We start from the raw sequence: 16,730 nt of genomic DNA on the forward strand, positions 1-16,730 counted from the left end.
TTTTTTTATCTCTCCCTCACTTTCTATATTTATTATACCATCTAGGGATATATATAGTAAAGGATATTATACCACTTTTACTTAACTTTATTTATCCGTAAACCCTTGACTATCAAGGGTTTGCAGGTTATTTTATTGTTTTGGGGTGCGAAGCGAAGACTTGGGGTGAATTGCGTTAGCAAGAGGGACTTAGTCCCTCATTGCGTCACTTTGTATTTTTTAAATAGATGTATCAAGAACGGATGATCTGGCGATTTGGCAAGTATAATAGTACAGTTAAGTGAGTTAGCATTTTATATCGTTTTGGGTATGCTCGCTTGACGACATAACCAAACTTGCCAAAATAAAAAAAGCAAGGGATGGAGATTTTTTGATTGATTTTTATCAAAAAATACTACCCTTGCTTTTTTTATAGCCTTATATTTATTTCAAGATTTTGAACTTAAGGTTTTATTACCAGTCACACTAGCCGTTAAGAAATTCAATGGAACATACAGAATGTTAATTGGCACTAACTACATGTTTTTTGTAGTTGGTCCAATTTACAGACTGTTGTTCGCTTGGATTTTAGGCAGTGGTGAGATGCCACAAGGTGTTAGACAGCGTTCTTTGCTGTCTTATTCCTTGTGAGCAGACCCGTAGGGCAACCCGTCAAAAAAAGGTTTTAAATTATTTTACTAAGTATTAAAATGCTTCCTTAATATCCCTATCTTTTCATTGACTACAATAAAAACTTTAGTATTGAATTCAACACTAAATTATCTTGAACTCAATACATATGCAACACACTAAAAACCTTTTAATATCAAGAGTTAAAAAGTTCTTTAGGGATGCTGTGCTTCTTATTTCGCTTTTTAGTGAGATAAATAAAAATAGAATAAATCTCTAAAAAAACTAGCCCTGCAAGCTTTAGCTTGCAGGGCTAGTAATAAAATGCTTTTATATTTTCGTCAGAAAATATTACATTTAAATGATCTTTTGCTGCTTTAGCAGCATCTAGCAGGCTCGATGCCTGCTTTAAATTATTGAAATTCGACTGCAAGGAGACATTTCTTCCATTCGTAGAAAATACACTTAGAAAAATTTCTTTATATGTAACAGGACAGCTTAAAAGGAGCTGTCCCTTTTATTATTATCTTTTTATTAGCCAATAAATAATTTTTAGGAGCAGTAATATTAGCAATAATACATCCAATACTGATTGAAGAATTGAACCGTATGGATATTCTCTAAAATACAAGTAAATGCAAATTAAAAAGGCATAGAGTAAATTCCATTTACTTTTTTTCATTTTTAGACGAGAATGATATATAATGGAATGGAGAAGGGAAAACGCTACTTTTCCCTTCTCCGGCTCAATTATTTTCGCTTATTACGTTTCCTGCGTTGCTGGCGATTATTTTTTTGAGCCTTTTCCTTTTTAGACCGTAGTTCTGCAATATCCATTGAAGTCTTAATGATGGCTAGCGAACTCGCTACGATGCCCAACGCCGTCAGCGAGATACGCAATGCGGTCTCTATCATGTCTATCACTCTCTGTTTCACCTCCTTTCCTCATGAGTTAATTATACCATCTAGGGATATATAAGTATAGTATAAATGAGGTTTTCTTGTGTTTTTTCATCTTACAAAAGTTGTGAAATACATCGTTGCTTCTTCACCATCACCTTCTATATCTAGACAAGCCCTTACGTCTTCTTTACTTGTACCCTGCTTCAGCCTAAATGCTATCATCTTTAATCTACTGTTGTACCAATTCCCTAAATCTTCATCATAAAATGCTTCATACCCCTCTCCAAGAAACTCGCCTGTATCTACAGTTTTTTGATAACCTTTTTCTTCTAAATAGGCTTCTAATACTCCAACGATTTCTCTAGCGCATTTGATTGTATTTTCCTTATTATCCATAAACTGCTTTGTTCGTCCTAAATCGTAACCTTCAAAAGTGCTCATAAATTCAAAGCCATCTTCTAAATGCATTAAAGTCTTGTTAAACTCGTTAACTGTATCTATTAGCACTTCTTCATCTATTTTAAACATATTCAGCAACTCCTTTTGGTCTTCTTCTTAAAACAAAAGTTTCGTTGTTAAAAACTATCTCTTTGGCTCTTTTAGGGTTAAAACCTGCTTCACTTAGAATCTCAACAGCTGCTTGTGGACCAGTTCCACCGTACCCTGCGTTTACTCCATACAAACAGACTTTTATATCAGCTGTAGTATATAAAATTAGATAAGGTATATCTTTATTATTGATTCGCATTTCAGCTTTAACTATCTCACCCACGCGTTCTTTAACTTGATTCCAGAACCACTTTGAAGCCAATGTCCAACCTGAATTCCCATGAAAATCTTTATCTCTTAAATACATGCCTTTTTTCACTTCAAGCCTTTTAATTTTGATTTTGCCTTTCATCTTTTCCACTCCTTTTGAGTATTTGCATTGCGAAGCGTTAGCGTCCCTAAAAGGGAGAATTTTTCCCGTTTTGACATGAAGAATGGAAAACTAGCATAGAGGAGTTGTCATATGGAATAGTAGAAAACTTTTTGATTGTGCGAAGCGTTTTTAATCAAAAATTTTCTACCCATTGACGAATCCTCTAGCCGCCTTAGCTTTCAAAACGGCGAGGGGCGTAGCCCTAGGAGGCTCGCTGTTTTGAAAGGTTAGTCGGCTTGCTAAGTTTTACGATTCGCAATGCAAAACGGAAAAAATTCAAATATAAAAGAAGGCGTATGCCTTCTCTCCTTGTTTTGATTTTTTGAACTTAAGGTTTTATTACCAGTCACACTAGCCGTTAAGAAATTCAATGGAACATATAGAATGTTAATTGGCGCTAACTACATGCTTTTTGTAGTTGGCGCCAATTTACAGGCTGTTGTTCGCTTGGGTTTTAGGTAGTGGTGAGATGCCACAAGGTGTTAGGCAGCGTTTTTTGCTGTCTTACTCCTTGTGAGCAGACCCGTAGGGCAACTCCTCAAAAAAAGATTTTCACATGATCTTTAGTGCTAAATATAACTTATTTTTCTTAAATTGATATAAAATGTATATATGAATAGTTGTGATTTTGTAGGAAAAGAGGATATTAAAACATGTTGCGATGTATTACTGAAGATCAAGAAACTCTATATGCTTCTAAAAGTAACAAAGAATATATACAGCAACTTGTAGATGAGGGAAAAGCGCTCTGCCCAAATTGTCTACAGAAAGTAATTCATAAACCTGGGCGCACTAATAGAGCACATTTTGCACATTATGATGCAGATTGCGTTGTTACTAACTACGAGCCTGAAACTAACTCACATATAAAAGGAAAAGAACTTCTATATAAATGGTTGAAAAAGAAGTTCCCAAGTGCTTATGTTGAGTACGAAGTTTATATCTCTGAAACTAAACAAATAGCTGATGTACTTATTAAGCATGAAGAAGGAAAATATGCTGGATTAAGTTGGGCTTTTGAATTCCAGCATAGTCCTTTAAATGCTAGGGACTGGGAAGAAAGACATAACCTTTATAAATTGGCCGGTATACAGGATTTTTGGATATTAGATAAAGCAAAATACTTAAAGTTTTCTACAGCAAAAGGACACACTGATGCTCGTAAAAGAAATGAGTTAGAGAAAACCATATATCAAGAAGTAGGACTGTGTTATTTTTTAGACTTAGAAAAAGAAGAGTTTATAATCGACTTTAATTTTGTAACTAAATCAGAACACAATGTGTTTAACAGAAAGCAAGTTACAACTTATTACACTTATCATGAACCTCAAAGTCATGCTTCCAAAGTAGATAAGATTAGAGTTAGAATGAACGATGAATTTAAATATTGTGTCCTCTTGTACGATGAAATTGAAGAGGGCATGACAGATAGACTTAGAGGTATTTTAGGAAAACTGCAAAGAGAAAAAGAAATACAGTTGGAAGAAGAACTTCAATTACGGCTACCCGCAAAGAAAGATTATTGCGAGACTGTTTACAAAGAAGACGAAGCAGCAATGGTTAGAAGCTTTATTGAAGAAAATGAAAGAAAACTAGCTGACGATATAAGGAATTTATCAAATGAAGTATTTTTCGCAAAGTATCAGAAACCTATAGAGAAAGCTATAACGAACAGACAATCATTTAAGGTGTTAGAAAACAGTGAAGATATAAGACATAAATATATTACTAGAGAGTTTTTTTCATGGCATGTTTATAAAATGTCTTTTTTGGAATCTCAATCTTCGCTCTCTATAGAGGAATACCTACTAGAAAAATACAAAGATAAAATCTCATTAATAGAGTATGCCTATAACACATATAAAGATATTTTTGAAAACCTTGCTTCTCGTAATACAGAACTACTAAACAGAGATTTACGAAAAATAAAGCCTTTTTTACAAACATATGAGAAAAACCCTAATGCTATGGATTATGCTCTAGAATACGGTTCTTGTAAATCAACTGAAGAAATTGATAACTATGTGAATCAAGTTGTTGAACAAATCATAAATTATGACCCTTTTGCTGATTGGGAATGGTAATTTTAGATTTTTTCATTTAAATCATTGCAGAGCTTTGATTTAATTGTTTTTTGAAGGCTCGATGCCTGAAAAAAACACTATCCTGTTAAGTAACAATAAAGTTGTTTTAGTTGGGGTAATTAAACAAGCCATAATGCCACTTAAGATTATAAGAAACCTCTGAGGAGCAATTAAGTATCAATATCATCGCAAAATTAGAACATAAGAGAAGCCACAACTATATAATAAAGTTGTGGCTTCTCTTATGTTTTGAAATTAAGGTTTTATTCCCCATCAAAAAAGGTTTTTTATCAAATCTTTAAGACATGTCGTATATAACAGGCAACATGTCAGATATATCATGTATTTTTTATTTAAGGTATGCAGAGAACGCTCTGTGGCGCAGTTAACTTTTATTTTGCATACAAGTACTCACTCGATGCAAAATTCAGCACTTTAGAAAAATCTAATCCTTTGCTCTATTGATTATCACGCCTAATTCTCTTTTCTTTTTTCTAATTCTCTATACAAACTAGTTGGTGAAACACTTGTATGTTCCTTTATTTGTTGTAATGTATATTGTTTGGACTCATATAAAGCGATTGCCATATCTAATTTCTTTTGATCTTTTTTAGGTCGGCCACCCTTTCTACCTCTAGCCCTTGCAGCTTTTAAGCCTGCCATTGTTCGTTCACGAATAATATCACGCTCAAATTCTGCAAGAACGGATAACATCCCAAACATAGCCTTTCCTGCTGCTGTACTTGTGTCTACTTTATCTTGGATACTAACAAACTCTACTTCTTTAACTTTTAAAGTTTCAGCGATTTCAATTAATTTTTTGGTAGAACGTGCTAAACGATCTAGCTTATAAACTACAAAAGTATCACCTCTCCGTACAGTTCTTAATGCATTTGCCAACTCTTTTCGATCATCCTTTGCTCCTGAAACTTTTTCTTGAAATATTTCTTCACATCCAAATTCTTTTAATGAATCTAATTGTAAGTCTAAAGATTGGTCAGCTGTACTAACTCTTGCATATCCTATTTTCATTAATATCCCCTCAATTATTTAGCATGAATTTCTTTTAAAGTAATTCAATTATACCATAAACGTACGTTTTATTATATTTGTTTTATGTATAAGTTCTGGTATAAATATCAGAATAAAAACATTACTTTAAGGCTCTAGTTTTAATTCAACCAAAAACCATCGTTTGTGGTTAAAAGTATCCTTAGCGTATGTTTTTTCGCAAAATGTTAGTGGGAACTTGTTTCAAAAACCAAACTATTACAAATTTATCATATTTTTTAAAAAATATAAATTATTTTGATATTTTTCAAAAATATGTTATTATTTTAATCGTGTTAGAAAATATAAGAAAAAAGGGGATATTTATTATGAAGAAATTTTTAGCAGGATTAGCAATTTGTGCATGTTTAGGTGCATCAGCCGGAGGAGCTTCTGCAGCAGAATTACCTACAAATGAGGCCGGCATTAACTTAGATACATTAATAGCTCAAGAAGAAACAGGTTCTTTCTTAATTGATGATACTAATAATAAAGCAAGAGCAGCAGTATCAGCTGGAGGCGGTACATTCGAAGTAGTCTGGGGAACTGATCGTCACTATTCATATTACAACCATGATTCAAAAGAACATAGATCAAGCGCATCTAATAGTAGTTCCACTGTTCGTAGTCCGTGGGAACCAAAGGGTACATTAGCATCTGTATGGATTAAATCTTCACTTTGGGGTAACAAAGCAAATTGGGCAACTAGATAATTATTAAACAAACACAAAGTATAGGAATTTTTTCTATACTTTGTGTTTGTTGAAAGGATATATATACATGAAAAAAATAATATATATACTTTTAACTATCGTGATAATCACATCAAATATATTTAACTTCTCTTTATTTTCTAATTATAAAGTAATTGATTTTCTATATAAAAAAAATCAACTTGTTATAATTGACTATAGTTATGCCAAAATAAACTTTAATATTAATGAATTAGCTGAACATTTAGTTGCTTTTTCAAAGAAAAATAATATTAATATTTCCCAATATAATTTTATGAGTGAAAATTCATTGAATATTTACTCTACGAACGTTTTAAAAGACTCTTCTATAAATTTAAAATCAGGAGAATTTCCGATTGGAAAGCATTTTATATCTAATCATTTGAAAGAAAATGAAGAAAATCAATCGGGTATTTTTTATTTTCCACCATCTAATTGGGAATTTCATATATATGACTTTAAACAAATAAAAAATATAGGACTAAACAATGAGTTTTATTTAAATAGTGTAGATAAAGATGTCCTTAATTCTTTTATAAAAGAATTCTCTCCATACGGTAACATACAAACTAAACATGAGAAGATAAGTAGTTTAGTATTAACAAACATTTCTTTATTAATGATTGTTCTTTTTTCTTTTGTTCTTTATATAATAGGAATATTTTATTTTTTAATGAAAAAACGAAAAACTTTACTACTGTATTATCTGTGGGGGTACTCAAAAGCGAAAATTATATGGTCTTTTTTGAGTTCTTTTTTATGGTTCTTGTCCATCATATTTACTGTGTTCTCAATAGGAGTAATTACAATTTCCTTAATTTATAGACAAGTGTACTTTTTAAAAGTTTTTTCCCTACCCTTCATACTAGTCAATATTTTGATTTTAACGCTTATTCTATCTGTTACATTACTAGGCATTTTATTTGTTTTAAAATTTAATAAGTATTCTCATAGTGTTAAAGGTGCTTTGCCATTTCGAAAGATTCAGTGGATGTCGATTATTTTAAAGACGTTAGTATCTATTATCCTTTTTAGTATGATTAGTTTTTCTTTTATGAAATATAATGATTTAACTAATAAATTAAATAGTTTAAGTTACTGGGATGACACTCATGATGTATTTCGTATTCAAATGGGCGTACTAAATAACGATGTTTTAGATAATTTAAAACTCGATAGAGATTTAAACGATAGATTAAGTCTCTTTTATAAAAAAATCAAAAAAAACAACCAGGCCTTTCTCATAGAAGCCGAAAAATTTAATGTTATTGATTATAAAGATGAAAAACCTGTATATAGCTATATGTTAGGTATTAAAAATACAAATGATATTTACACACCTAACGGAAGAAGTATTGTTATAGACGAAAATTATCTCAAAGTCAACCCGATTCAAAGTAGTAATAATTTGCCTATTATTAAGCAGATACATGAGGATAAAAACACTTTAAATTTGTTAGTACCTGAACATTTAAAGACTATCGAAGACCATATTTTAAATTCATATAAAAAATGGTTTTATTTTCAAAGTGTTGAAGTTGTCAATATGTATAACAAAGACCTCGCCCAACCATTAATTGAAAAGAACCTAGACGATTTAAAGATTAATATAATCTATACTAAAAAAGGACAAGAATATTTTACATATAGTACTCATAAAGGAAACAAAAAAAATAGGGTTATCGACCCTATCGCTGTGTTATACACCGATAGCCTCGATACCTCTACAATAGGTGCGTATGTGACTAATTCATTGTTTTTCTTAGATAATTCGAATGGGAACGCCTATGAAAATATTGCTTCATCATTAGAAGGAGCAAACGTTAAAGAAATAAATAACGTAGTATCTGTTTATAAAGAAGCAAGTGAACAAATAATTAAACTAAGATGGGAATTGTTTCAACAATTAATTGGTTTAATTATTGTTATTCTATTTTCATTTATACTTTTTACCGCATACATCTGGTCTTACTATAATGCACATCTTTATCGATTAACCCTTAAATATTTGTTCGGTTATTCTTATTGGAAACGAAATAAGAATATTATTCTGATAGCTAGTCTCTCTAATATTGCTGCAGCTACATTGGTCTACTTTTCTATTTACAAAAGTACTAATGTTATATTACTGCTTTTAGTAACTTTATTTTTAGAACTTCTATTTTTTAATATATTGATCAGATTCTTAAATAAGAAAAATACAAACAAAGTAATAAAAGGGGATTGAGTATCTAATGATTGATCTCAAAAATATAAGTAAAAGTTTTTTTGGGAAAACTATACTTACAAATTTTTCATTGAGCATTACTAAAGGGGAATTTATATCTATTACAGGTGAAAGTGGTGCAGGTAAAACGACAGTTTTAAACATAATTGGTCTATTAGATAAGCCTGAAAAAGGCACTGTTTCTATAGATGGTCATTTAAATCCAAATAGTAAAGTTACTATGAATTTAAGAAGGTATAAATTTGGATATATATTTCAAAATTATGTGTTAATGAACAATGAAACAGTTAAAGATAACCTATTGATTTCACAGGCATATAGTGATAATTTTAGTAATGAAATAATGATAAATAATTTAGAAAAAGTCGGCTTAAATGCTACGTATTTAGACAAAAAAGTTTATCAGCTCAGTGGTGGTGAACAACAAAGGATTGCTATAGCAAGAGTGATGCTAAAACCTTGCGAAATAATACTAGCAGATGAGCCGACAGGAAATCTTGATGATTTAAATAAAGAAGTTATTTTATCTTTATTTGAACATTTAAAAGATACAGGAAAAACTATTGTTTGTGTAACTCACGATAAGGAAGTAGCTGAACGTTCAGATAGAATTATTAATATAGTGAGGAGAGAATAAGATGGTGAAAATCGTAGCATTATCTGTAATAAATTGTATATTAATACTGTTAACTATAGTTATACATAAAATTATTTATAGAGTAATGTTGTTGGGATATGATAATCTAGTTACCTATTGGGGGCTATTTTTACTAGTTTTTTTAATATTGAATTTACTTGTAAATATAATGTTTTTTAAAGAAAAAAATAATTCATAGATGTGGTAGAACTTCACATCAAGAGACTGGGACAAAACCCCTCCTGAAATGAAAAAGCCAGTGACATTTTACGACGAGTAAAATGTCACTGGCTTTTATTGTTTTTAACCATTATTTTCTACAGTATTTTCCTTAGCGTATGTTTTCCGCGTTTTGTTGGTGGTACCCCATAGAGTAGGGTAAATGTTGGTATGTAAAAGGAGAAGCATATGATTTATTGCTTCTCCTTTTACATGCCTTACAATTTACCACTAGATTCTTGTTGCCCCTTGTTGCTTGTCTAGGCTTCTTAGTTTTCAAAAAAGAAGAGAATCGAGGCTCACTTTTTTGAAAGGTTAGTAGCCTTGTATTGTTTTACGATTCGTAACGCAAAAGGGCGAAAATCGACAAAAGTAGAAAGAAGGCGTTTGGCCTTCTTTCTACTTTTGATCTTTTATAATTTGTGGTCGTGGACTCGTAAAGAATGAGACAGGAACTTATAGGCTCATTTAGAGGACACCGAGGGACTTAGGGATTGTTAGAAAGTGATTTTTACTTTCTTATAATCCCTTAGTCAACCCTGGGGGACACCCCATATATTTATATAAGATATTAAATTAGTTGCTTTCAGTAATAATAATACGAAAATAGCCAACATAAAAGGCAACCTTTATTAAGATTGCCTTTTACTACGTTGTATTGTCGAATAACTAATTAAAATTTAGTTTGCCCAAGGAACCCATGACATACTGAAATTTATTCTTTTCTTAGTCCCTGGGTTTTCTGAATAAAATCTATAAGAATAGCCATTAGGAATATTAGGTGATTCAAACTTTGTTAGTCCATTTTTTGTAGCATTTATTGTTTTTACTGTTTTCCAATTAGATTTACTGTTTTTACGAGTTTGAATATAAACCTTATAAGTACCTTTAACAGAGCTAGTTGAATTAATACGACCACCTCTTAAGTAGTATGTTTTAACTTTTGAGCTATACTTATCACTATATGCTTGAGATGCTACATAGTTAGTAAAATATCCACTTCTAGATTTTCCAAGCTCAAAAGATGTTGCTGCTTCTGCTTGGTTTGTACCTGTAAAACCAGTAACCGAAAAACCACTAATTAATAAAGCAACGGTCATTACTGCTGAAAATAAAATTTTCTTCATGCTGCAATCTCTCCCCTTATGTAATTTGTATTATTAACTTTCAATTTATAACCATTTAATAGTATATCAATGCTAATAAAAGATGTAATGAGCAATAAATAGTAATTCTTTTTTCAATTAGTAGTTCTATAATCACTTTTAGTTCCTATAGAAGCCTTTGTGCAAATTAGAATTGAAATTCCCTATATCTTTAAAAGATATCTGTAACACCACTCTCAAGTTTCTCTCTTACATCTGAATAAAATTTAGTGTAATCTGTTTCCTTTATTGCTCGAATAGCAAATTGTGTATTTATATTTAGAGGTTTCTCTTCATCTAGAAAACTAATCATTTGGCTATTATCTTTCACTTCGTGGTACATTGATACAAACCAATAATTTAAGAGAATAACTCTTACAAATTCTTTAAGCTCATCATATAAGGCGTATGTTATTCTATCTGTTCTTGTTCCATGAATATACTTAGAACGTTCATCATACAATTTTTTTATTCTTGAATAGATCTCATCTTTCCTATCTTTATCAAAAAATAACTTACTTGTATAAGTAGAGACTTTTTCAGCAATTTTCTCTTTGTCATAATTAAACAACGATTCAAGTGATGCAAATAGACATAAAAGTTTTACTGGGGTTTTATTAACAGAAAAGGATTCATTGAAATAATCTAGGGCACGAATATATTCTTTATTTCCACTCATTATTTTTGTCATTAAACCCCAATTAATATGTAGATTTAGTCTACTAGTTTGTAGTTTCCAGTTTTTTTCTGAAAACCTAGAAGCATGGTCTAATGGTGAGAAATCGCGCACTAAGAAGGGTCTTACTACAAATTCCATTTTTTCATCGTAAACTATAAAATTTATTAATGGAATATGAATATCGAGGTTTGTTACCAATCTAAGTACTTTTTCAAGGTAAAGGACTTTATTACATAATTCATCAACGTTCTTTTCAACATACTTTTTTATTTTACCTTTTGAATCTCCAATCTTATTTGACACCTCAATTTCAATTGGTTCATCATTTTCGAAGCAACAATAATAATGTTTTTCATCACCTTCAAATTGTATGAGCCAATTAAAGAGGTTGGGATTCGCTAAATATGGATTAGCATTAAATACCTCTGCGTATTTCTTTAAGTCTATTGGTTTTAGTTTAAATGCAAACTCATCTACACTATAGTCTTTTTCCATGTGCTGCAATCCGTATACTATTGCTTCATACTTCAATTTTAATTTTTTCATATTTTCCCCTTTTTGATTTTTATTTTACAGCAATAGACATTAAAATACGGGTTTGTAGAGCATTTTTCGTTAAACTTTCTTTCAAGTTAGTACTTACCAATAAATCTAACGAGAGTTTAATTAATAAAAAAAGAACCGTCTATAAATAACCGATTCTACCTCTACAATGTTTTTAAACAATATATATTTTTTCTTCTTTAATAGGATACTTTTCACTCTTGTTGTCATTTGATAGCGTTTCTAAAAAGATTTTCTCTTCATTTGTCGGATAATTTTTTTGTGTATTCATGTTATTCAACTCCTATTTTTATCTTTATTAATCTATTACCTCAATTTTAAAAGTCATACCATCTTCCAATTCGTCTACTTGATGAGAAATCCAAGAGCCAGCACCTCTATTGTCAGAGGGTAAAATATACTCTATATCAGCTCCATATCCACCTTCTTCACAAAAGGCCATTGGATATTCGTCACGATCATATCCTTTTTTAGTTGGAACATCTCTTAATGATTTAGAACGATTTTCTGCTGCTCCTGCCCTATCTATAGTACAAATTTCTGATTTTCCATTTTCTATAGAGTTTCTTATATGTTGTGCTGTTTCAGGATATCGATTAGCAGGAAATTCAATTATTTTATCTATTGATATGTCTTTATTGCCTTGGTTATCTTCATAGTAAGAAATACTAGTAATAATTACTGCAATGGCAATAGAGATAATAACCTTAAAAGATTTTTTTAACTTCATTATTTACCTCTTTTTGTTGTACGTTTTAATGCTTTCTATATAATCGTCACTGAAATTTGTTATCTAATAATTTATAATTTGGTTATTAACTTCTCTAGCTATTTTTTTCACTTTATTAATTTCTATAAATGAAACTTCAGTTTCTGTATTTTTACCTGAATTAGTTATTATTTTCAATTTTGCTTTATAACAATGAACTAATAATAATAAACCTAATATCAATTCGATAATTCCCAACATGAAAAAATCGGGAGAAGTAAGCAATCTGAACGAGCTAGTAAACAGCCATAAACCAATTAAAAAGCGAATAGGATGTAGCTTAGATGAAGATTGAACAGATGATATGTTTCTATATATTATATCTTCGGTATTATGACCATATGGTATAAAACCTAAAAAGGCATTTTTCTTTTCTACCGATATTCTTTTATTAGTTACTAAAAACTTTGTCGGAAGCCAAAATAATAAAGGACTAGTTCTACATGATGCACTATGTATAGTTTGCTCAACTGTTTGATACAATCTCATAAAAACCACCTCCTGTATTTATCTTTCTAAACCTTTATTACTAAATTACCTACTTAAACTCCACCTTTAATTATATTATAACACATATAATTAAATTAATGCAGTTTTATCCTATTTTTTAATTTATATACAATGTTAATCTTATTTTGCACTTTACACCAGATTGTGGAATAGACAAACTTCGTTTAAAATTAATAGGATAATAGTAACAAATAGAAATGAGTTGATAGAACAATGAATATTAGTGAATTTATATCTCGTTTTAGTAACCATCCTGTTCTTTTTATTGGTACTGGTATCAGTTTAAGATATTTGGAAAATACATTTACTTGGGATGGATTACTATCCCATATTTCAAAAGAATTAAAAGGAAACAGTGAATTTTACCTAGATCTAAAGTATAAGTACCAAGATAAAGGTGATTATGATTACCCTCAAATTGCAAGTGAACTAGAAACAGAATTCGATAAAATTTTAAAAAATGATCGAAACGGTAAATTTAAAGACATAAATGATATCTTTTATGAAAATATAGCTAAAGGTATTAACATAAGTCGATTTAAAATTTTCATTACTGAACTTCTTAAAAGCTATTCTATTAAGGAAGATAAAAAAGCTGAAGTATCTGAACTTCAAAAGGTAAGGAAAAACATTGGATCTATTATTACAACTAATTACGATACCTTTATTGAAGACGTATTTGAATTCAATTCTCTAATAGGTAATGAAATTTTATTGAGTAATCCATATGGTTCATCTTACAAAATACATGGGTGTGTACAACACCCAGATAAGATAATAATTACTAATTCTGATTATAAGAATTTCGAAGATAAATATGAGTTAATTAGAGCACAGTTACTATCTTTATTCATTCATAATCCTATTATCTTCTTAGGCTATAACTTAGGTGATAAAAACATAAAAAGCATACTAAAAACAATTTTCACTTACGTAGATCCATCTTCTGAAACAGCTGAACGAATCAGAAGGAACTTTCTATTAGTAGAATACGAAGAGCACTCTGAAAACTTAGAAGTGGTTGAACATGATATTGATATAGACGGAATGTCTACTATTAGGATTAATAAAATTAAAACTGATAATTTTATAGAAATTTACAAGCACCTAGGAACACTCAGCCTTCCTGTCTCGGCTATGGACATAAGAAAAGTTCAAAATGTAGTTAAAGAAATTTATGCAGGTGGAAACATTAAAGTTAGTGTCACTGAAGATATAGAAAGCCTAAAAAACGGTGAAAAAGTATTAGCTATTGGTTCAACAAAAACCATCAAGTATGAATATCATACTGCTACAGAGATGATGATTAACTATTTCAGACTTATTGAAGAATCTAATCACCAATTGTTAACATTAATAGAAAAGCATCAAATACAAAGAAATCAGTTCTTCCCTATATTTGGATTCCACAAAGTACAACCATATATTTACAACTTTGATAAATTAAAAGATATACAACTAAAAAAAATTGAGGCACTAAAGAACACAGTTGATTTAGCTACAAACCACTCCAATATAGAGGGAATAATTAATGACGAGTATGTATCTGCTTCTAAAAAAACTATCGCTATAGTCAAAGGCATTTTGTCTGGAAGAATTAGTTTAGATGATACTGAACAATATTTAAAAGAATATCCTGCGAAACGTACAACAGATTATAAAAAACTTTTATGTGTATATGATTATATGAAATATGCACACTAAACTATTATATCCTTAAACATTTTTGTATATTTCAATATACATTTAATTGACTTAAGTCAATCGTTCCTTTATATAGTATCCTGCATTCAAGCTACGTTATTAAACCACTTTAAATCCGCAAAAAAAGAGCATGTTTTGATAAGTTTATCTCAAAACATGCTCTTTCTTTTAATTAAGATTGATTAAGTTGTTTAATTTCATTCTCATACTTTTTAATTTGTTCTTGATTTGCTTTTTCATCTTTAGATTTTAATTCATTAATTTGTTTTTGACGGACTTTAATCATTAAATCGTTATTCCCTTTACTCTTTGCAAAATCATACCCTTCATCAAATTGCTTTAGCTCATTATATGCATTGATTATTAAAGATTCTCTTCTTCCATCTAAACTAACTTCCTCTTTATATTTCAATACATTTTTATAATCTTTAGCATTAGCTGCTTGCTCAAACTTGATTACAGGCTCTTCTGATTTAATATTTTTAATTTCATCCATTTTGTCTTTCGATACTAAATAATTAACCACACTATAAGCAAACTTAGGCTCCGCATCAATAGCTTTTTGATAGTTTCCAGTCATGAGATAAGAGAAAAGAATAGCTCTTTGATTAGGTTTATTAAAGTCTTTAAACGATTGCTCAATTTTTTCAAAATTATTTACTGCATTTTGATAATCTTGAATAGCAGCATATTGTAACCCTTTTGTTAGATAATCAACATCTTCCTGAACGACTTCTCCACTTATTTGCTTATTTTCTCCCAATGTTTTGACTGCTTTCTGATCGTCTTTTCCCATATTTGCAACAACAAAAAATACTAATACAAAAGCTATCCCTAAGCCTAATATAATTTTTATTTTATCATTCTTGAGAAATGACATTGTGTTAGGCCTGTCATTACTTTCAAAATTTTTAGCTTTTGATTCTAATTTGTCTTTTACTGAAGCTTTTTTCTCTTTCAATTTTAGTTCTGGTTTTGTTTTGGCCTTTTCTTTATTACTTCTAATTTCTTTATTATTTTTAATCTCGGTCTTTCTTACAGGCTTATTAGCAGTAGAAAATTTATTAAATATTGATTTTTTCACTTCTTCTACCTTTGGTTCATGAGTTTCCTGAACAGATTTAATATTATTTAATACATCTTCCAGTGATTCAGAATAAACAATTTTAGAAACAAGAGTATACTTCTCTTGACTAACATGATTACGAGCTTCATTTAAACCATTAAGCCTAAGTGCATCATAACGAGCTAATGTAAGGATGAAAAGACTTAATCTCTTCACTTGCATTTCTAGCGTATCTTCTAAATAAGGTGCTGCTGGTAATAACCCTTTTACACCCCTATATAGTAATTTAATTTGCGCTGTTTCAGAATGAACAAGTACATTTTTATCATCCAAAATCGTAACTAATTTATCTAAATTTTTTAAGTTTTCAACTACTTCACACAAATTTTCAATAAATTGATATTTCTGCTCGTCACTAGAAGTAGACTTAAATCTATTTAATGGTAGATATCCACTTTCAACTTCCATTTCCATATAAAAATGCTGACGATTTGACGATATATCCATATTGCTAATCGGAAATAAAAAATCAAAATGTAAATCTTTTATAATATCAAGTTCTTCTATAGAATTAATATTTGTTTTTTCTAATGGAATTTCATAAGTAACTTTATTTCCACCAATACCTAAAGTACCTTCATTAAAACTAACCCGTTTCAATTTACCATCCTCCTTATTTATGAAAGGTAAATATTTTATATTTATATTGTAAATTAATACCGTTTAAAAGTAAAGTTTTATATTACATAAATCTGCTATTTAACAATGTATTTATACCTTATATGAAAGGCTTTTATTAAAAACAAATTGATTAATAAAAGATAAATTTTCTTATGAAAAAAGCACGCTTTTCTGGCGTGCTTTCTTTAAATCCAATATGCTACCTATTAGAATGATTTAAACCATTC

14 protein-coding genes are annotated in these 16,730 nt (G+C 29.9%); 6 read left to right on the plus strand and 8 right to left on the minus strand.

Annotation, left to right across the window (positions count from 1 at the left end; translation table 11 throughout):
* Nucleotides 1-1,620: 1,620 nt before the first annotated feature.
* Entirely contained in the window at nucleotides 1,621-2,040 is a 420-nt protein-coding gene (locus BFL01S_RS14160) for a hypothetical protein (RefSeq protein WP_061786072.1), read from the minus strand.
* Nucleotides 2,033-2,413 carry a hypothetical protein gene (locus tag BFL01S_RS14165; RefSeq protein ID WP_061786073.1) on the minus strand — a complete coding sequence of 127 codons (381 nt, stop codon included), beginning with the start codon at nucleotides 2,411-2,413 and terminating at the stop codon, nucleotides 2,033-2,035. Before BFL01S_RS14165 ends, BFL01S_RS14160 begins: the two co-directional genes overlap by 8 nt.
* A gap of 674 nt (nucleotides 2,414-3,087) precedes the next feature.
* Here BFL01S_RS14165 and BFL01S_RS14170 point away from each other — a divergent pair.
* On the plus strand, nucleotides 3,088-4,518 hold the full coding sequence (locus tag BFL01S_RS14170; protein ID WP_061786074.1) for a competence protein CoiA: 1,431 nt from the start codon (nucleotides 3,088-3,090) through the stop codon (nucleotides 4,516-4,518).
* Between the two features lie 474 nt (nucleotides 4,519-4,992).
* On the opposite strand, the gene BFL01S_RS14175 is transcribed toward BFL01S_RS14170, so the two are convergent.
* Nucleotides 4,993-5,550, minus strand: coding sequence for a recombinase family protein (locus BFL01S_RS14175; RefSeq protein ID WP_061786075.1), 558 nt, complete (start codon nucleotides 5,548-5,550; stop codon nucleotides 4,993-4,995).
* Between the two features lie 347 nt (nucleotides 5,551-5,897).
* Between BFL01S_RS14175 and BFL01S_RS14180 the strand changes: the two genes are divergently transcribed.
* The 4 genes from BFL01S_RS14180 to BFL01S_RS14195 all read left to right on the plus strand — a co-directional run bounded on the left by BFL01S_RS14180 (nucleotide 5,898) and on the right by BFL01S_RS14195 (nucleotide 9,365).
* Complete coding sequence (locus BFL01S_RS14180; RefSeq protein WP_061786076.1) at nucleotides 5,898-6,281, plus strand: lactococcin 972 family bacteriocin; 384 nt, start codon at nucleotides 5,898-5,900, stop codon at nucleotides 6,279-6,281.
* 67 nt (nucleotides 6,282-6,348) lie between these two features.
* Nucleotides 6,349-8,529: a DUF1430 domain-containing protein gene (locus tag BFL01S_RS14185; protein WP_061786077.1), complete on the plus strand. Its 2,181-nt coding sequence runs from the start codon at nucleotides 6,349-6,351 to the stop codon at nucleotides 8,527-8,529.
* A gap of 7 nt (nucleotides 8,530-8,536) precedes the next feature.
* Nucleotides 8,537-9,166 (plus strand): ATP-binding cassette domain-containing protein, encoded by a 630-nt coding sequence (locus BFL01S_RS14190; protein WP_061786078.1) that lies wholly within the window; start codon nucleotides 8,537-8,539, stop codon nucleotides 9,164-9,166.
* Between the two features lies 1 nt (nucleotide 9,167).
* Nucleotides 9,168-9,365, plus strand: coding sequence for a bacteriocin-like WGxF protein (locus BFL01S_RS14195; RefSeq protein ID WP_235859239.1), 198 nt, complete (start codon nucleotides 9,168-9,170; stop codon nucleotides 9,363-9,365).
* Between the two features lie 700 nt (nucleotides 9,366-10,065).
* Here BFL01S_RS14195 and BFL01S_RS14200 read toward each other — a convergent pair.
* From BFL01S_RS14200 to BFL01S_RS14215, 4 genes are all read right to left on the minus strand, one after another.
* A complete protein-coding gene (locus tag BFL01S_RS14200) occupies nucleotides 10,066-10,512 on the minus strand; it encodes a hypothetical protein (protein ID WP_061786079.1) in 447 nt (148 codons plus the stop codon).
* A 190-nt stretch (nucleotides 10,513-10,702) separates the two neighbouring features.
* Nucleotides 10,703-11,755: a HEPN domain-containing protein gene (locus BFL01S_RS14205; protein WP_061786080.1), complete on the minus strand. Its 1,053-nt coding sequence runs from the start codon at nucleotides 11,753-11,755 to the stop codon at nucleotides 10,703-10,705.
* Between the two features lie 316 nt (nucleotides 11,756-12,071).
* Nucleotides 12,072-12,503 carry a NucA/NucB deoxyribonuclease domain-containing protein gene (locus BFL01S_RS14210; protein WP_061786081.1) on the minus strand — a complete coding sequence of 144 codons (432 nt, stop codon included), beginning with the start codon at nucleotides 12,501-12,503 and terminating at the stop codon, nucleotides 12,072-12,074.
* 63 nt (nucleotides 12,504-12,566) lie between these two features.
* The gene (locus BFL01S_RS14215; RefSeq protein WP_061786082.1) at nucleotides 12,567-13,031 is read right to left on the minus strand and encodes a hypothetical protein; all 465 of its coding nucleotides are present in this window, start codon (nucleotides 13,029-13,031) and stop codon (nucleotides 12,567-12,569) included.
* A 234-nt stretch (nucleotides 13,032-13,265) separates the two neighbouring features.
* Between BFL01S_RS14215 and BFL01S_RS14220 the strand changes: the two genes are divergently transcribed.
* Nucleotides 13,266-14,756 (plus strand): SIR2 family protein, encoded by a 1,491-nt coding sequence (locus tag BFL01S_RS14220; RefSeq protein WP_061786083.1) that lies wholly within the window; start codon nucleotides 13,266-13,268, stop codon nucleotides 14,754-14,756.
* A 172-nt stretch (nucleotides 14,757-14,928) separates the two neighbouring features.
* Here the strand turns inward: BFL01S_RS14220 and BFL01S_RS14225 are convergent, their stop codons facing one another.
* Entirely contained in the window at nucleotides 14,929-16,482 is a 1,554-nt protein-coding gene (locus tag BFL01S_RS14225; RefSeq protein ID WP_061786084.1) for a globin family protein, read from the minus strand.
* Nucleotides 16,483-16,730 lie beyond the last annotated feature (248 nt).

It is taken from the genome of Priestia flexa NBRC 15715 (genome assembly GCF_001591565.1).
Taxonomy (GTDB): domain Bacteria; phylum Bacillota; class Bacilli; order Bacillales; family Bacillaceae_H; genus Priestia; species Priestia flexa.